Consider the following 19548-nt stretch of genomic DNA (forward strand, 5'->3'; position numbering starts at 1 on the left):
AAATCATGAAAATTAAATTCTTATTTCTACTATTATTTATTAGTTCAATTTCAATTGCTCAAAAAGGAAATATAATTGGAACATTAACCGATAAAGAGGTAAACAATAATCCTTTGACGTATGCAAATGTAGCAATAAAAGGAACTTCTTTAAGTGTTACAACAGATGATAAAGGGAAATATAAAATAAATATTGATCCAGGAAATTACACAATGGTATTTAGTTTTGTTGGTTATGAATCAATTGAAGCGCTTGTTACTGTAAAGCCCGGAGAAACTTTAGTTTTAAACAAAGCACTTAGTTCTGGCGGTTATAAATTGGAAGATGTCACAATTAAATCAACTACGAAAAACAGAGAAAAAGAAACTGCATTATTACTTGAACAGAAAAAAGCGGTTGAGATAAAGCAAAGTATTGGTGCTCAAGAAATGAGCAGAAAAGGAATTAGTGATGTTGAGGAAGGCTTAACAAAAATAACTGGGATAACCAAAGTAGGTTCAAGAGGATTATTTGTAAGAGGATTGGAAGACCGATATAATAATTTATTAATAAATGATTTAGCGGCTCCTACAAACAATCCGTTCAAGAAAATTATTCCTTTGGATTTATTTCCAACCGATATTGTAGGTGTAATTGACGTTTACAAAACATTCAACCCTAATATATATGGAGATTTTGCTGGGGGAACTTTTAATATCTCCACAATTACATCAAAAAGCACTAAAAGTCTTACGAAAATTAGCATTGGAACTAGTTTTACAACAAACAACAATTTAAACGATTTCTTAATCTCAAAAGACGCAGATAATACAAAAGGTTTTTTTGGATTAACAGGAAACGATAGAGCTTTACCAGCATTATTGGGAGGAAAGCCTTCTAGTTACACTTTTACACCCGACCAATCCCTACAGTCTTTTAAAAGCGGTTTTGATGTAAGCGAAAGTAAAAGCCCATTAAACTCAAGTATTGGTTTGTTTCATACTGAAAGATTTACATTAAAAAATAATGATAAAATTTCATATTTATTATCTTTAAATTCCGACAATAATTATAGTATTCGAAATGGTGTAGAAAGAAATTTTAACAATAATCCATCAGGATTTGTTTATAGAAATGACTTCATCAATACCGAATACCGTTACAAAACTTCTTTATCCTCACTTGTAGGTTTAAACTACTCTGGAAAGAAAATTAAATTGTCTTGGAATAATTTCTATTTAAGAACAACGGAGAGTTTAATTAAAGATCAAGATGGTTTTGCAGATTTGTCGGCAAACAATAATGTTTCTTTTATCCGAACTAATCAACTGGACCAATCGGATTATTTTAATTCACAATTACTTGGTGAATATGCCTTAACATCGGATAAAAATCAAAACATTAAAGCTGGAGGATCCTTTGCTAAAACATCTTATCAACAACCAGATAGAAAATTTTTCTCTGGAACAAGAGATGGTCAAAACATCATCACTTCTATTGCTGGAAATAACTTTATCAAACAATATTTAGATATTAATAGTGATATTTATTTATCTGGAATGTTAGAATATAGCTTGAAATTTGGTGGGCAAGATAAAAAAAATAAATTAGCGGTTGGTTATAATGGGTATGCATCATTAATGCAATCTTCTTACCGTTTTATTTCGCCAGTAAATAGTTTTGCTCCAAACAGTTTTACTGTTCCTGTGAATAGTTTGGACTCACAATTGAATGATTATTTAAGTCAAAATGCTTTTAGTTTTAGAGAAAGCTCTAACAATACCTATAAAGCAAAATTAAACGAACAAACAAATGCTGGGTATGCTAATATCCTATTCAAATTTGCCGACAAATGGGAAGTTAATGGTGGATTACGAGCAGAAAACACAGTAAGAGAAACCAAATATAGAACTCAAGGAAGTTTTGATGAGCCGTTTAAGAAATTAACCTATAACAACTTCTATCTATTACCATCGTTAAATGTAAAATATGAAGTTACTGAAAAAGCAAATATCCGTTTTGCAACAGGAAAAACCTATACAAAACCAGTTGTAATGGAAGCCTACCCAATAGAATACATTAATGCTGATGGAACTTCTATGAGAGGAAATCCACTACTAACTAATAGTGATAACTATAATGCCGATGTGAAATTTGAATTATTCCCTACAGGCAAAGAAATGTTTGCAGTTGGTGTTTTTGGTAAAAATATCCAAAATCCTATTGAAAGAACATTTATCGCTAATGCTGCTAACGCAACAATCACAACCTATTTAAATTCCGATAGCGCAAACTTGATGGGAGCAGAATTAGAATTTCTATTAGATTTTGCAAGAATAAACAAAAGTTTAGCTGATTTTTCTTTTGGATTTAATACTTCATTAATGAAAACAAATGTAGAAGTTAATCCAATAGGAAGCATTGAAACTCATAAATCTAGAGAATTACAAGGAGCTTCTAAGTGGATAATAAATTCAGATGTTAAATACCAATTCAACTTTTCTAAAACTTGGAGCAACACAGCCACTTTGGTATATTCTGTTTTTGGAAAAAGAATTTATGCTGTTGGAACTGGAGGATTAGATCATATTTATGAATTACCCGTACAACAATTAGATTTTGTTTGGAGCAGTAAATTGTCACAACATTTTGATGTAAAATTCTCAGCAGACAATCTATTAAATCCGGATAGAAAATTTGAATTAGGAACCAATGGAACTTCTCCAATTAATGAAAAATCAAACCTAATAAGTAATTACAAAAAAGGAGTTGGATTCTCGTTAAACCTAAGCTATACTTTCTAAAAAAATAATACAAAAAAGCTACCTAATTGAAAATGCTCCAATAGTTAGACACTATTTGGGGCATTTTTTATGCAATTAAATCCTAACTTTTTTAACACTAAATTAACTTTTTTAAACTTCAAATAACGCTATGGTAACCTTTAGATAACTTAAAAGAAAACAAGTGCTATTATCTTTGTATAAGAATTTAAACAACAAATTAATACTAACACAATGAAAAAAATTATTTTAAGTTTGGCAATTTTAGCAGCTGCTTTTACAAGTTGCACAAGTAGTGATGATGATACGACTACTCCAGTTGTTACTGGTGAAATTACAGGGATTATTACAACTAGCATAACGTATCCATTGGGTAGTTACACGTTAAAAGGAATTGTAAAAATTGAATCTGGAGCAATAGTAACTTTTGCAGCAGGATCAACAATCACTTGCGACAAAACAACAGGAGATAATGCATTAGTTGTAAAAAATGGCGCTAAACTTTATATTAATGGAACAGCTGCACAACCAGTTGTTTTTACTGAAAAATCAGGAGTACCAGGGTCTTGGGGTGGTATAATCATGTATGGTGATGCTCCAATTAATGCAATTGGTGCTGCAGTTACTTCAACTTCAGAAGACGGTAATGCATTACCTTATGGTGGAACAAATGAATTTCACAACGGTGGGTCATTAACTTATGCTAGAGTAGAATATGCAGGTTCTAAGCTTGCAGATGGAACAAAAGAATTAAACGGTTTTTCATTTTATTCTGTTGGTAAAGGTACTACATTAGACCATTTAGTTTCTTACAGAGGAGCTGATGATGGTTTTGAATTCTATGGCGGTACAGCAAGTATGACAAACGCAATCTCTTACGGAAATTATGACGATGCATTCGATTGGCAAGATGGTTGGAAAGGGGAATTAAATTCAAACTGGTATGGTCTTCAAGTTACTAAAGGTAACTTTGGAATTGAAATTGAAACTTCAAATAATAACAATGCTTTTTGGCCAAAAGTAACTGGTATTACTTTAAAAAGATTAGCAGGTTGTACTCCTGAAGTAGCTGGAGCAATTGAAATAGATGCTTTTCAATTCAAAAAAGAAGGTAATGGTGAATTTGACAATGTAGTAATCGACGGATACGGAAATTATACAGAAGGAACAACAACTTATCAAGGTGCTGCAGTTAAAATTCAAGATGTTACAACTAACAACAACCAAGTTAATGGTTCTAAAATCAAATTAACTAATGTAAAGATATCAAATACTACGCAAATCGTTCCAGTTGGAGCAATATCTGCAATTAGTGTTTCTTTTCCTACAGGACAATTTACTACAAGTACAACTGCAACAGGAGCTTCTATTACAACTGGAGCATGGTCAACTGTTGGTGGAGTTAATCTTCTACAATAAATAAAATTATTTTATAGTTCAAAAAGCCTCCTATTGGAGGTTTTTTTATTTATTTATTTAAAATATTTGTAAAAATGTACAAAAAAAGCTCATCCAATGGATGAGCTTTTTTTCATTGTATTATAAAATTAATTTTTATCTGCAATAGTGTTTTGTTTAATAACTTTCACAGACGCAATTTGATTTTTATTATAATCTACTTCTCTCACTGCAACAGCATTATCAAAATATTGCCATTTTCCAGATTTTTGTCCATCAACATACTCCGCTATAATTTTAATGCTTCCATTTTCATTATAGGATGTCCATTTTCCTTCTAATTTTCCATCTTTAAAGAAACCTACTTGTTGCACATTTCCATTATCATAATAATAAGTTGCTTTTACTAATTGTCCAACAACTTCTAATTGTGGTTCACCTTGAGCAAACATAACTCCTGAAACCATCATTACCGCGATTATAAATATCTTTTTCATAGTATTTTGTGTTATTTAATTATTTTTCTATAGCAAATATAAAAATTATTTTACAATAAAAAAACTTTTTCTTAACAATTTGATAACATTGGAGAGGTTTAATAAAAAAAAAATTGAAATATGCTCAAATCTATATACGCCAGAGTGAAATGAATTAAAATGCAACTTATTGAATTATAAATGTGAATCAAAATAAGTAACAATAATAGATAATCTATTTACAATTTTTAATATTTGGTTATTAGTGTCCGAATATGCTAACTAATTAAATGGTTAAGCTGAAAGCACAAAGAATTAAAATTAAATCAATACTTGTAAAATCGCAAAGTTGGAAAGGATAAAGTATTAAATACGTCTTTGCTTTAAAAAAAAAAGTTTCAAGAATTTTACTTCCTGAAACTTTTATAAATTAAATAAAAATTTTACTTGTTATAAAAACATATTCAAAGCATAATAAACTAATGCTGCAATTAACGCTGAAACAGGAATTGTTAATACCCATGCCCAGATAAGCTTAACAGTAATTCCCCATCGAACTGCAGAAACTCTTTTAGTGATACCTACTCCAATAATAGATCCAGTAATTGTGTGTGTAGTAGATACTGGTATTTTAAAATGCTCTGTCATAAATAAGGTTAGAGCACCTGCAGATTCTGCAACTACTCCTTCAAAAGCATTAACTTTTGTTATTTTAGAACCCATTGTTTTAACAATTTTCCAACCACCGCTTAAAGTTCCTGCAGCAATTGCAGAATAACAAGCAATAGGAATCCATTCTGGCATTTGTGCTTTTATACCGTCTTTTTCATTTGGTAACACTACTTGCAACCATTCGGGCATAGAATCTACTGATACACCATTGCTATGAATATATACTGCAACCGCTGCTGCAATAATACCCATAACTTTTTGAGAATCATTTCCACCATGACCTAAACTAAAAGATGCTGAGGATAGTAATTGCATTTTCTTAAGCACTTTTTCTGCTTTAGCGGTTGAAAGACTACTGAAAATTAAATTAAAAATTGCAAGACTAAAAAATATAATTCCTACTAACAACCATTTAATATTGGATGGTTCTATAAGAATAGCCAAAAAGTGATTTTCACATCTAGGTTTTTCAAGATCAAATTTCATTACTGCAGATAAAAACCAAACTACCAAAGCCATTAGGAATAAGGTAATTATTTTTGGTGTAATATTCTTTTTGGAAGCATACATCATCCAAATAGAAATAAAATAGGAAATTATCATTCCTAATAAAGGAGCTAAAACAATAAAGGCTAAAACTACAGCTACTCCCGAAGGCAAGCTGCCGTCTTCACCTGGTTTATACCAATTTACCACATGAAATCCCGCATGAGCAACTGCTGCACCCGCAAAACCACCTATTAAAGTATGGGAAGAGGAAGAAGGGATTCCCTTCCACCAAGTAATTAAATTCCAAATAATTGCAGCGATAACCCCTGCAAGAATTACCGTTAAATCAATATTCTCCGATTTTGCAGTTTTGGCAACCGTATCGGCAACTCCAAATCCGAAAACCCAGTAGGCTAAGAAATTAAAAAAAGCAGCCCATAAAACGGCTTGAAATGGGGTTAATACTTTAGTGGCAACAATTGTAGCAATAGAATTAGCCGCATCGTGAAAACCATTAATATAATCAAATAAAAGAGAAAGTACTATAATTATAATTAGTAAAGTCATATTGGAATGTCTAAATTATAGTATTATTAAGAGTGTTTTACAGCTATTTGCTCCATTACGTTAGAAACACTTTTACATTTATCAGAAGCCATTTCCAATGCTGAAAGTACTTCTTTATATTTAATGATATTTTTAGCATCTGTTTCATTTTCAAAAATATCCGCAACTGCTTTATCAAAAACAGAATCTGCTTTGCTTTCTAATTTATTAATTTTCTTGCAAGTTTCTTTAATAGCTTTCGGATTATCCATATCTTTAAGCTCCTTAATTCCAACGCTTATCAATTGGCAAGCTTCCAAATTAATTTCGGTTAACTTTCTAATGGATTTTGTGATTTTTTCTACTTGGTACAATCGCATTCTGCTTGCAGCACCATGCATATTATCTGCAACATTATCAATTGCTTTAATTAAAGAGTGAATATCTTCTCTATCAAATGGAGTGATGAAATTTCTACTTAACTCTAAATGAGTTTGGTGTGTAATTTCTTCAATTATAGCCTCAAGTTCTTCTATTTTCTTAAAATAATCTTCCCGTTCTAATTTGGGTGCATTTACAGCTTCATGAAGAGCTTCTGCTAGAACTACTAAATTAGCGGATGCTTGTTCAAATAATGGAAAGAATTTTTTATCTTTAGGAACTAGAAACTGAAAAATATTATTTAATGTCATCATAAGTGATTTTTAATCCTGCAAATGTATATTTCTAATGTTAAGTGAATATTAAATTATTTTAAAATAGTTTGGTATTTTTATTATAAATCAACCATTTCATTTGAAAACGATTTATGTATCTTAGCCTAATAAAAAACCAAAAAAATAATGAATCTTAACTTCAACAAAAACGAGGACCACAATAAACTTTTTTTATCCGTTTTAAAACACCGATTTGCCAAACTGAAACTAGGTGGTGGAGAAAAAAGAATAGAAAAACTGCATGCCGAGGGCAAGATGACGGCTCGGGAACGAATTGATTATTTATTGGATGCTAAAGCAAAATGTATTGAAATTGGTGCTTTTGTTGGAGACGGAATGTATGCTGAACATGGAGGCTGCCCTTCCGGCGGAGTAGTTGTGAAAATTGGATACATCCAAGGCAAGCAATGTATTGTCGTTGCGAATGATGCAACCGTTAAAGCCGGTGCTTGGTTTCCGATTACGGCTAAGAAAAATCTTCGTGCGCAAGAAATTGCAATGGAAAACCGTTTACCAATTATCTATTTAGTCGATTCTGCTGGTGTTTATTTGCCAATGCAAGATGAAATTTTTCCAGATAAAGAACATTTCGGCCGTATTTTTAGAAACAATGCCCAAATGAGTAGCATGGGAATTACGCAAATAGCTGCTGTTATGGGAAGTTGTGTTGCTGGTGGTGCTTACCTTCCTATTATGAGCGACGAAGCCATGATTGTTGATAAAACCGGAAGCATTTTTCTTGCCGGAAGTTATTTAGTAAAAGCTGCCATTGGCGAAAATATTGACAACGAAACCCTTGGTGGTGCAACAACCCATTGTGAAATTTCGGGCGTTACCGATTATAAAGCCAAAGACGATAAAGATGCTTTGGACAGAATTAAAAGTATTGTAGGTAAAATTGGTGATTATGATAAAGCAGGATTTAATAGAGTTAAATCAGAAAAACCTGCATTAGACGAACAAGATATTTACGGAATTATCCCTAAAGTGCGCACCGAACAATACGACATGCTAGAAATCATCAAGCGATTGGTAGACAATTCGGAGATGGACATGTACAAAGAAGATTATGGAAAATCAATTATAACCTGTTATGCCAGAATTGATGGTTGGGCAGTGGGAATTGTTGCCAACCAACGTATTGTTTCGAAAACTAAAAAAGGCGAAATACAATTTGGCGGTGTAATCTATTCGGATTCTGCAGATAAAGCAACACGATTTATTGCCAATTGTAACCAAAAGAAAATTCCATTGGTATTCGTGCAAGACGTTACCGGATTTATGGTAGGTTCCAAAAGTGAACATGGAGGAATCATTAAAGATGGCGCCAAAATGGTGAATGCCGTAGCCAATTCGGTCGTGCCAAAATTCACGGTTATTGTGGGAAATTCCTATGGCGCAGGAAATTATGCCATGTGCGGAAAAGCCTACGACCCGAGATTGATTTTTGCTTGGCCAAGTGCCGAACTTGCAGTAATGGGTGGCACGCAAGCCGCTAAAGTATTGGCACAAATTGAAGCCTCTTCACTAAAAGCCAAAGGCGAAGTGATTGATGAAGTGAAAGAAAAAGAATTGTTTGACAAAATAAAAGCACGCTACGACGAGCAAGTTTCTCCTTATTATGCAGCTTCCAGATTATGGACCGATGCCATCATTGATCCACTAGATACCAGAACCTGGATTTCTATGGGAATTGAAGCAGCCAACCACTCCCCTATTGAGAAAAAGTTTAATTTAGGAGTTATACAAGTTTAATATTTTTTACCACAAAAGACACAAAGAAAAATTAAAAACTTTTGTAACTCTTGTGGTTAAAAATATTCATCAAGTAGATTTAACATTATAGAGTTTATATCAAAAACCAACCATTAATTAATTTTTAAATCATCACCATGAAAAAAATCATTATTATTGGTTTAACTTTAATTAGCTTTCAAACTGTATTTTCTCAAACCTTTACACGGAAAGATTCCCTTCAAGGAGGTTTACGAGCCGAACGAACTTGTTTTGATGTGTTGCGATACGACTTGAATATCAAAATTAATATTGAAGAAAAATCAATTGTTGGTTATAATGAAATTAGTTTTAAAGTAGTTTCCGATACTAAAAAAATTCAAGTAGATTTATTTGATAACATGCGAGTAGATTCGATTGTTTTTAATTCTAAGAAATTAGAATACAAAAGAGAATTTAATGCTGTTTTCATTAATTTCCCTACTAATTTGAATAGTGGTACTGAGGAAAAAATTCGCTTTTACTATTCCGGAAAACCTATTATTGCAAAACACGCTCCTTGGGATGGCGGATTTGTTTTCACCAAAGACAAACTAAGAAAACCATGGATTGGTGTTACTTGTCAAGGAACTGGAGCTAGTTTATGGTATCCGTGTAAAGATTCCCAAAGCGATGAACCCGATAATGGAGCGACCATAAAAGTGGCAGTTCCGAATGGTCTTATGAATGTTTCTAACGGAAGATTAATGGGTAGTGAAAACTTAAAAAACGGATATACCCGCTGGGATTGGGAAGTCAAAAACCCTATTAACACCTATGATATTACGGTAAATATTGCCGATTATGCTCACCTACACGATAATCTAGAAGATTTAGATTTAGATTACTATGTATTAAAAGAAAATGAAGTGAAAGCTAAAACCCATTTTCTACAAGCAAAACTTATGCTTACTTGTTTTCAAAGTAAATTCGGAGCCTATCCTTTTAAAGAAGATGGATACAAATTGGTTGAAACTCCTTATTTAGGTATGGAACACCAAAGTGCTGTTGCTTATGGGAATAAATACACGAATGGTTATTTAGGAAGCGATTTATCAGAGACTGGAATTGGATTGTTATTTGACTACATCACCATCCATGAAAGTGGACACGAATGGTTTGGAAACAGCATAACCGCCAAAGATATTGCAGACATGTGGATTCACGAAGGCTTCACCATGTATACCGAAGTAGTCTATCTTGAATGTCAATTTGGTGCCGAAATAGCACAAAAATACATGAATGGAATGAAGCAAAACGTAAGTAATGACAAACCTATCATTGGTCCTTTTGGTGTAAACAAAGAAGGATCTGGAGATATGTATTACAAAGGCGCTTTGTTATTAAACACTTTACGTCATGTAATTCACAACGATGATTTGTGGTGGAAAATTTTGTTAGATTATTCTAATACCTTTCGTCATAAAATAATTGATACTGCAACAGTAGTCAATTTCTTTAACACCGAAAGCGGGTCGGATTTAACAACTATCTTTAATCAGTATTTAAGACATGCTACTATTCCAGAATTATTAATACGAATAAATAAAAATAAATTAGAATACCGTTGGACTGTTACCGAATCCAATTTCAATATGCCTGTAGACATTAAAGTTAACGGAAAACAAATACGAATTCAGCCAACCCTAGAGTGGTCAAACTCCAGCATTAATATAAAATCCCTTGACGAAGTTGAAGTGCTCACCAATGATTTTTATGTGAATATAAATAAAGAGTAAAAAGTTTTTCAACACAAATATCACAAATTTACACTAATCTATTTTAGATTATTGATTTCACTAATTTGCTGAAGCAAATTAAATTTATGTAATTTTAAGTATTACTAATTCGTGCCAATTAGTGAAATTCGTGTCAGCTTTTTTTTACGATTTAAAACGCTAATTATTTCAGACTTTCTTTGCGCAATACTTTCCCGTTTTCAGTTTCTTTAAATTTAGAAACAAATAGAATTTCTCTAGGGTGTTCGTATTTATCTAAAGAATCAAAAATAGTAGTATCCAATACAAAAGGCTCTCCTTCTACCGCCATAATAACTTTTTCGCCTAGCTCTTTATCTTCTTTGGAAGTAATAAAAAAGCGTCTGTCTAGTTTTCCATCTAATTTTCGTTCTACTTGTTCGGGCATAATTTTAACACCACCACTATTAATTACGTTATCAATTCGACCTAAAAACTTAAATTGGTTTTCATTAACCAATTCTACCAAATCATTAGTAACAACAGTATCCTCCGCAATGATTTTAGGCGCGTGAATTACCAAACAATTTCTATCATCATACGAAATAGTGACATGAGGTAAAACAGTAAAAACCTTTTCCCCTACTCGTTTGGCAGCAATATGGGTTATGGTTTCGGTCATACCATAAGTTTCGTAAACCTCGGTTGGCAATTTCATTAATTCTTTTTCAAGAGAAGTACTAATTCTAGCACCACCAACAATTAGTTTTTTTACATTACGCAATTCTTTAAGCGAATTTTGTGCTTGCATTGGCACCATAGCAACAAAGTCGTATTTGTCATCCAAGCCTTCCATTGGATGGGAAGTTGGAGCAACAAAATCTAAATCTAATCCTAAAACAATAGATCGAATTAACATCATTTTTCCAGCTACATATTTCACAGGTAAACATTGAAGTGCTCTATCCCCAGAATGTAAATCAAAGAAATCTCCGGTTGCAATTGCCGAATTGACCATCGCTTGTTTATCTACTTTAACTATTTTAGGAGTTCCTGTTGAACCAGATGTTTGCATTTCTATATAGGGCTTGCTATCAAACCAATCTAAAAGAAAATCACCAACTGGTTTTTCAAAATCTTCACCTTCTTTTATAAAACTATAGGCAACACGGCATAAATCTTCTCTGTTAAGGTGAAAACCGTTTAATTTAAAATGATTGTGAACATTTTCATACGTTGGACTATTCATGATATTCGGTATTTATATTATTTTCTTGAATTATATTTCCGGTTAATTTTTCTTTCCAATTGGTCCATTGGTATTTTCTACTAAAGATAAATAATAGAATTGGATAAATTAACAACACTGGAATAATAATTTCCATTGTTCCACCGGGTATAGAAGTATCTTTAAAAATGGAATTGGTTCGCAAAGCAGTCCAATCGGAAGTTACTAATAGAGCGGTAATTAAATTATTGGCAGCATGAAAACCAAGGGATAATTCAATGCCTTCATCCATTAAAGTTAGGATGCCTAAAAACAAACCGGTTCCTATGTAATAAACCAAAACAAAATAACCCATTTTTTCCACTTCTGGATTTAATATGTGCATCGATCCAAAAATAACGGAAGTCATAACTAATGGAAACCATTTATTCTTAGCTAAATTAGCAAATCCTTGCATTAAGTAGCCTCTAAAAATATACTCTTCGGTACTTGTTTGAATTGGAATTAATAGGGTTGCAATAACAAATAAAATCGCAAACGGAACGGGTTTGAAATTCCAAACTAATTCCCCTGGACTGCAGTAGTAAGTTATAAAAGTAGTTGCAATTGTAAACAAAGACCATAATCCGAAAGAGAGAAACACCCTACTCCAATCGATTTTTTTTCTTGAAGTAGTTATTTCTAATAAAGTTTGTTTGTGAAAATACTTCACTACCAAAAACAGCCCTAAAAACCCAAAAACAAACGATAGCATTATTAGAAAAAGAGAAAGATTAGAATCTAATAAATTAATAGCATCATTAGGATTTGTAGGGATTTTACCAGATTTCAATGATTTAAAAGCAACTGCTATCCCCAAAGGAATTTGACCTAAAGTAGCAGCGCCAATGATTAAAATGGAACCTAAAATATATTTCCAAAATTCATTGCTTTTTTTTATTCCTTGTTCAATAAACATATGCTATTTTTAAATTTTTAACACTACAAATACTACATTTGCAACGACTAAAATACTACAAAAAAAATAGAAATCCTTACTTTATTAAAAAAAAATGATAACAATTTACCACAATCCAAGATGCGGAAAATCTAGAGAATGTTTGGCTTTTATAGAAACTTCCAATCATCAATTTAAAGTTGTAAAATATCTTGAAAATCCGTTAAATTTCAACGAATTAAGTGAACTAATTAGAAAATTGAAACTAACTCCAATCGAATTAATTCGAACCAAAGAATCTATATGGGTAGAAAATTATAAGAGTAGAAATTTATCGGATACAGAAATTATTCAATCTATGGTAGACCATCCAATATTGATGATACGTCCCATTGCAGTATATGGCGAAAAAGCAGTAATAGCAAGACCTTTAGAAAGAATAAAAGAGATTTTTTAAGCTAATCGTAAATACTTTTAACAAACCTTTATGATGGGATAGTTAAACGAATGTTTAATTTTGTAGTCCTATAAGCATACAGGAAAATCAACATCCAATCATGAAAAAATTTAAATTTTATTTAACTTTAAGTTTATTATTAGCCACTTTAATCAATTATTCTCAAAAAAGACCAGAAGGGATTAAAATTAAAATTACTGGAAAAGTAATTGAAAAAGGTACTTCACAACCATTAGAATATAGTACAATATCCTTAGTTAATATTACTACCAATAAAATTACTGCTGGGGGGATAACTAATGCAACGGGCGATTTTAGTTTTGATGCCACTCCTGGCGTTTACAATGTGAAAATTGAATTTATTTCCTTCAAATCTTTGGAAATCAAAAATAAAACAATCACAACAGATACTAATTTAGGAACAATTTCATTACAACCGGACGCTACGCAACTTAAGGATGTAGTTATTACTAGAGAAAAATCTACAGTAGAAATAAAACTTGATAAAAAAATATACAATGTAGGACAAGACATGACCGTTAAAGGAGGTACTGCTAGTGACGTTTTAGATAATGTACCTTCCGTTTCTGTTGATGGGGATGGAAATGTTAGTTTGCGTGGAAACGATAATGTTAAAATATTAATAGATGGAAGACCTTCTAATTCCATCAATATAGCAGATGCTTTGAAAAGCATTTCAGCAGATGCGTTAGATAAAGTTGAAGTAATTACCAATCCATCGGCTCGTTATGATGCCGAAGGTGGTGGTGGGATAATTAATATTGTTCTAAAAAAAGGTAAAAGCAATGGGCTTAATGGAACTTTTATTGCTACAGCGGGAAACCCTAAAAACTATAGTACAACAGGAACCATCAATTTTAAAAGTCAAAATTTCAATGTTTTTACTACTTTAGGATACAACGATAGTAAAGCCCCCGGAAAAACGTTAACCGATTCCGATTATATTAACTCCGCTGGAACTGTCTACCAAACAACAAACGAAAGAATTGATCGTATCTCTGGAAGAAAAGGATATAATTACAACTTTGGAGTAGATTGGTTTTTAGATAAAACTTTAACTTGGACCAACGTGTTTTCTTATAGAAAAAGTGATGGAGCAAGCCCTATCAATGATGCAATTAACAATTACGCGGCTAATAACAATTTCGTATCTAATAGATTTAACGATCAGTTTACTTACTCTAACAACATTGAATACACTACTAATTTTACGAAAAAATTCAAAAAAGAGGGTCATAAACTTACCTTTGATGGAGCTTTTTCTAGAAATTTAGACAACGATTTTTCTACTATTACCAATTCATATATTGGAGCTGTAAGTAACACCTTTATTGAAGCTTCTAAAAATTACCAAAAACAAAACAGAACCTTATTACAAACGGATTACGTATTACCAATTAGAAAAAACAGCCAATTTGAAGCAGGATATCGCGGAAATTTCACTGAAATGAATAATGATTTTAGAGTTGGCAGTCTAGATGCTTTGGGAAATTACACTCCTTATACCAACTTTACTAATGAATTTGATTACAAAGAAAGAATTAACTCGTTGTATACGCAATTTGGATCCAAAATAAGCAAATTTTCTTATTTATTAGGAATGCGCTACGAGATCTCTTCTATAGAAAGTGAATTATTGCTTACTGATTTTTACAAAAATAAAAAATACAGCAACTACTTTCCAAGTGCTTTTTTAACCTATCAAATTACAGAACAAAGCACCGTTTCTATTAACTATAGCAAACGTATTGAAAGACCTAGAAATAGATTTATTATTCCTTTTCCAAATAATTATGCAAGTAACATTAACCTATTTATAGGAAATCCAGATTTAAATCCATCCTTTACCGATGCATTAGATTTTGGATATATGAATAAATTTAAAAAAGTAACTGTAACCACTTCGGTTTATTACAATAAAACTAAAAATCCATATCAGTTTGTTAAAAGACCAACCGGTGATATCGTTAGTACTATTATTAATGGAGTTCCTGTAGATACTCCGGTTTATGTTTCTACTTCAATTAATTTAGATAATGATACTCGTTACGGAATGGAATTTAACATGAATTACACCCCATTTAAATGGTGGAAATTAAACGGAAATTTTAACTTTTTTAGAAGCACTGTGGTTGGTAATTTTCAATATACTCCTAATGGTTCTTCCAACATAATAAGTCAAGACGTAAATAAAGCATCGTCAAGTTGGTTTACCAGAGTTTCCTCTAAAGTAACTTTACCCTACAAAATTGATTGGCAAACCAATGCAACTTATAATGCACCACAAAACACCTTTCAAGGAAAAAGTCTTGGTGTACTTGCTGCTAACCTAGCATTTAGCAAAGACATCTTGAAAGATAAAGCAACAGTATCCTTAAACGTAAACGACGTTTTTAATTCTAGAAAAAGAATTTCTCAAACTAATTTGCCAACTTTAAGTTCGTATAGCGAAATGCAATACAGACAACGTCAAATTAACTTATCATTTACTTATCGTTTTAACAAACAAAAAAGCGACAGAGAAAAACAACCAAGAAAAGAAGGCGAAGGCGATAATGGAGATTTTGGAGGATAATAAAATCAATATTTACAGAAATTAATTCTGATTTTACTCTATATAGTCATTCCTTAAAAACAGCTATTTTTAAGAAATAATTATTTGATTTGCTTTATCAAATACTTTTGGTAATCGACTCTTTGTGACCCTTTGTGTTTCTTAAAGCTCTTGGTGAAAAAACTATACTATTTCACGAAGTTACACGAAGATTCCACAAAGAAACACAAAGTTGTTTTTACACTTAAAAAGATAGTCTAATTACAACCAAAAAAAAGCGCTACATTACTGTAGCGCTTTTAGTATTTAAAAGAATAAGAGAATTAGTTTCCTCCTTTTTCCATTTTAGCTTTCAATTCAGCAAGAATATCATTGTTATCTCCTAAAGTAGAAGCTGACGATGAATTGTTGTTAGAAGAAACAGATTCTGAAACTGCTTTCACGTTTTTCTCTTCTTCTTCTCTAAAGATAGCAGTATGAGAAGCAACAACTCTTTTGAATTCTTTATTAAATTCGATAACTTTGAAATCAGCTACATCGCCTTTTTTCAATTTTTTACCGTCTTCTTTTTCTAAGTGACGCGTTGGAATAAACGCAACTACATCTTCTCCGAAATCTACAGTAGCACCTTTGTCAACAATTTCAGAGATTGTTCCGTTGTGGATAGTTCCAACAGCAAAAGCAGCTTCATGTTTGTCCCAAGGATTAGCAGTAGTTTGTTTATGACCTAAAGATAATTTACGTCCATCAACATCTAATTCTAATACTACTACATCCAATTTGTCTCCTACGTTTACAAATTCGGATGGATGTTTGATTTTTTTAGTCCAAGATAAATCAGAGATATAAACCAAACCATCAATACCTTCTTCTAATTCAACGAAGATACCAAAGTTAGTAAAGTTTCTAACGATACCAGTATGTTTAGAACCTACAGGATATTTAGAAGTAATATCAGTCCAAGGATCTTGCGATAATTGTTTGATACCTAATGACATTTTTCTTTCGTCTCTATCTAAAGTTAAGATAACAGCTTCCACTACATCTCCAACTTTAACGAAATCTTGAGCACTACGTAAATGCGTAGACCAAGACATTTCAGAAACGTGAATTAAACCTTCAACACCTTCAGCAACTTCAATGAAAGCACCGTAATCAGCAATAACTACTACTTTACCTTTCACTTTGTCACCAACTTTAAGTTCTGCACCAAGTGCATCCCATGGGTGAGCGTTTAATTGTTTTAAACCTAATTGGATTCTTGTTTTCTCATCATCAAAATCAAGAATAACTACGTTTAATTTTTGATCCAATTCAAGAACTTCACTTGGGTGATTAATTCTTGACCAAGAAAGGTCTGTAATGTGGATTAATCCATCAACACCACCTAAGTCAATAAACACACCATAAGAAGTAATGTTTTTAACAACACCTTCTAATACTTGTCCTTTTTCTAATTGACCAATAATTTCTTTTTTCTGAACTTCGATATCTGCTTCAATAAGCGCTTTATGCGAAACTACTACGTTTTTAAATTCGTGATTAATTTTCACAACTTTAAATTCCATCATTTTGTTTACATATACATCGTAATCACGGATTGGTTTCACATCAATTTGTGAACCTGGTAAGAACGCTTCAATTCCGAAAACGTCAACAATCATACCACCTTTAGTTCTACATTTTACGAAACCAGTAACAATTTCACCTGTTTCGTTAGCAGAGATAACTCTATCCCAAGATTTAATAGTTCTTGCTTTACGGTGCGATAAAACCAATTGACCTGTTTTATCCTCACGGATGTCAATCAATACCTCTACCTTGTCTCCAACTTTTAATCCTGGATTGTAACGGAATTCGTTTAAAGAAATAACCCCTTCCGATTTTGCGTTAATGTCAACAATAGCATCACGGTCTGTAATTCTCACTACTACACCTTCAACTACTTCTTCTTGATCGGTATCGATAAAAGTTTTCGATACTAAATCTTCAAATTCTTGTAAGTTTTTTTGATCTACTACATCAATACCTTCAGAGTAATTGTGCCAGTTAAAATCATTTAAAAAATCTTGTTGTTCTTTGTTTAATTCAGACATGCTGATAAAAATTTGTATGCCGTGGTCTCTTGAGTTTATTATCGAATAGAAAACAGCAGCAGTGTTTACATAAATAGTTGATACCTTAAGGAAACTCTTCTTCGCCAAAAGGTGTGCAAAAGTAATTCTTTTTTACCAAACAACAAAAAAAGATTAAAGAAAATAGAATGCAGATTAAAGAAAATAGATGTCAGACTTACTGTTTTTTATTAGAAGCGAAACTTCAGGCATTTTAGTAAAGGTAATTCCTGCCATCCGTTGCAATCTGGCATTGCTAGTAACGAAGCAATCTCCTACAACTATTTAGGTTCGCAATGCCAGGATTTCCACTTCTGTCAGGGCTATACAGTTCATGTCTTTTGTGAAAATAGTAATTCAAAAGAAAAACAAAAAACAAAAAAAAATCGGATACACTCCACAATACTTTAACGCTCCGGCACCCCTCTCCTGATTTTGCGAAGTATGAAGCAATCGAGAGGAGCCGGGGGTGAGGTTTCTCATCTCAAATTTATCCCACAAAAAAAGTGCTGAATCGCTCCAGCACTTTTTAGTTTTTTTATTATTATCGTTTCAACGAAAAATGCGCTTTAAATTGTTTATAAGCTGCGGCTTCGCTATAGTCAACAGTAAACCAGTAATCCGTTGAAGACATTAGGTTCCCGTTGTAGGTGCCATCCCATCCTGGGCTTTGCGGACTGATTTGTTTGATTAGTTTTCCAAAGCGGTCAAATATATAAATTTTTGCTGAAAAATCATTTTGTAATCCACTAATATTCCATGTATCGTGTATACCATCGCCATTTGGAGTAAAATAATGCGGATAATCAATGGTTTGCACCTGGTTTATCACTAATGGATCACAACTTATGGCAATGCCGCCTTTGGTATCCCAAACGGTAATGTAATGTTCGCCTAAGCCTACATTTTCAAACACATTGCTTTCTTGGCGTGGTCCATCATCCAAACTGTATTCATACGTTCCATATCCGGTAACGGTAACTGTGATGATTTGGTTTTCCGAAAAAGCATTGGTAACCGTGTATCCTTGGCTTCCTACTGGCAGAGTAACTGCTTGTCCGGATTGCAACACGGTGAACGGATTTGAGGTTCCACTACATGCTAATGAACCGGTACTAGTCATTACCACACTAAAGTCGGAACTTGTCTGGTTGGTAAAGGCATTATTTACCGTATAAGTAGAATTTGTTGCTCCTGGTATAGCAACTCCTGCAGCATCCAGCCATTGGTAGGTGTACGTTGGCACAGTTCCTAAATAAGGCGTGGTGTTTGTAGCTGTCAAGACTAAATCTCTAACCACTTGTTGGTTATTGAAATCTACACAAATAACATTGTTAGCTGCCACAATTTTAGGTTGTGGATACTGCTCTACGGTTAGGTTAAAAGTAGCTATTCGTTCGCAACCCGTTAGCTTGTTTTTTACCACTACCCAAATAGTGTGGGTATAAGCTTGGTAGGTTGACAAGTTAGTAATTGCTGTTGGCAATAGCGGTGGGTTTGCCAATGGATTGTATTGCGTATCGTAGAAATTCACATCGTAATCGGTTAGTGTTTGTGATGCTCCTAAGATATCCGGAATCAATGCATCTAAAGCATATAAATGATACCCATCGTTATCGTTTGCCTCATCATCGCAAGTAGCATAATCTAATGGTACTGCAAGAGTTGGTTTTGGATTTACCATTATAGTAAATTGCGATACAGGGCT

At 32.7% G+C, this 19548-nt stretch carries 13 protein-coding genes; 6 read left to right on the top strand and 7 right to left on the bottom strand.

All coding sequences use genetic code 11. From position 1 onward, the window contains the following. Positions 1 to 5: 5 nt before the first annotated feature. Both ACIQ2J_RS12595 and ACIQ2J_RS12600 read left to right on the top strand, forming a co-directional pair. Complete coding sequence (locus ACIQ2J_RS12595; RefSeq protein WP_396170372.1) at positions 6 to 2783, top strand: TonB-dependent receptor domain-containing protein; 2778 nt, start codon at positions 6 to 8, stop codon at positions 2781 to 2783. A 213-nt stretch (positions 2784 to 2996) separates the two neighbouring features. Then, positions 2997 to 4181 (top strand): hypothetical protein, encoded by a 1185-nt coding sequence (locus tag ACIQ2J_RS12600; protein WP_396170374.1) that lies wholly within the window; start codon positions 2997 to 2999, stop codon positions 4179 to 4181. Between the two features lie 128 nt (positions 4182 to 4309). Here ACIQ2J_RS12600 and ACIQ2J_RS12605 read toward each other — a convergent pair whose 3' ends face one another. The 3 genes from ACIQ2J_RS12605 to ACIQ2J_RS12615 all read right to left on the bottom strand — a co-directional run bounded on the left by ACIQ2J_RS12605 (position 4310) and on the right by ACIQ2J_RS12615 (position 7035). Further along, positions 4310 to 4657: a toxin-antitoxin system YwqK family antitoxin gene (locus tag ACIQ2J_RS12605; RefSeq protein WP_396170376.1), complete on the bottom strand. Its 348-nt coding sequence runs from the start codon at positions 4655 to 4657 to the stop codon at positions 4310 to 4312. Between the two features lie 429 nt (positions 4658 to 5086). Continuing rightward, a complete protein-coding gene (locus tag ACIQ2J_RS12610) occupies positions 5087 to 6364 on the bottom strand; it encodes an anion permease (RefSeq protein WP_396170378.1) in 1278 nt (425 codons plus the stop codon). Between the two features lie 26 nt (positions 6365 to 6390). Beyond that, complete coding sequence (locus ACIQ2J_RS12615) at positions 6391 to 7035, bottom strand: DUF47 domain-containing protein (protein ID WP_396170397.1); 645 nt, start codon at positions 7033 to 7035, stop codon at positions 6391 to 6393. 150 nt (positions 7036 to 7185) lie between these two features. On the opposite strand from ACIQ2J_RS12615, the gene ACIQ2J_RS12620 reads away from it, so the two are divergent. Beyond that, entirely contained in the window at positions 7186 to 8814 is a 1629-nt protein-coding gene (locus ACIQ2J_RS12620; RefSeq protein ID WP_396170380.1) for an acyl-CoA carboxylase subunit beta, read from the top strand. Positions 8815 to 8951: 137 nt separating this feature from the next. Beyond that, entirely contained in the window at positions 8952 to 10571 is a 1620-nt protein-coding gene (locus tag ACIQ2J_RS12625) for a M1 family metallopeptidase (protein WP_396170382.1), read from the top strand. Between the two features lie 163 nt (positions 10572 to 10734). On the opposite strand, the gene ACIQ2J_RS12630 is transcribed toward ACIQ2J_RS12625, so the two are convergent. After that, positions 10735 to 11778, bottom strand: coding sequence for an AMP-binding protein (locus tag ACIQ2J_RS12630; protein ID WP_396170383.1), 1044 nt, complete (start codon positions 11776 to 11778; stop codon positions 10735 to 10737). Next, on the bottom strand, positions 11771 to 12715 hold the full coding sequence (locus ACIQ2J_RS12635) for a lysostaphin resistance A-like protein (protein ID WP_396170385.1): 945 nt from the start codon (positions 12713 to 12715) through the stop codon (positions 11771 to 11773). The genes ACIQ2J_RS12630 and ACIQ2J_RS12635 overlap by 8 nt, the downstream gene beginning before the upstream one ends. Positions 12716 to 12809: 94 nt before the next feature. On the opposite strand from ACIQ2J_RS12635, the gene arsC reads away from it, so the two are divergent. Beyond that, positions 12810 to 13151 (top strand): arsenate reductase (glutaredoxin), encoded by a 342-nt coding sequence (arsC, locus tag ACIQ2J_RS12640; RefSeq protein WP_396170387.1) that lies wholly within the window; start codon positions 12810 to 12812, stop codon positions 13149 to 13151. Between the two features lie 100 nt (positions 13152 to 13251). Beyond that, the gene (locus tag ACIQ2J_RS12645; protein WP_396170389.1) at positions 13252 to 15747 is read left to right on the top strand and encodes a TonB-dependent receptor domain-containing protein; all 2496 of its coding nucleotides are present in this window, start codon (positions 13252 to 13254) and stop codon (positions 15745 to 15747) included. Positions 15748 to 16049: 302 nt separating this feature from the next. On the opposite strand, the gene rpsA is transcribed toward ACIQ2J_RS12645, so the two are convergent. Together rpsA and ACIQ2J_RS12655 are read right to left on the bottom strand one after the other, a co-directional pair. Further along, positions 16050 to 17822, bottom strand: coding sequence for a 30S ribosomal protein S1 (gene rpsA, locus ACIQ2J_RS12650; protein WP_396170391.1), 1773 nt, complete (start codon positions 17820 to 17822; stop codon positions 16050 to 16052). A 562-nt stretch (positions 17823 to 18384) separates the two neighbouring features. After that, positions 18385 to 19548: T9SS type B sorting domain-containing protein (locus ACIQ2J_RS12655; RefSeq protein WP_396170393.1), on the bottom strand; the 1164-nt coding region annotated here is incomplete at its 5' end.

This window comes from Flavobacterium sp. (assembly GCF_044357305.1).
Taxonomy (GTDB): Bacteria; Bacteroidota; Bacteroidia; order Flavobacteriales; family Flavobacteriaceae; genus Flavobacterium.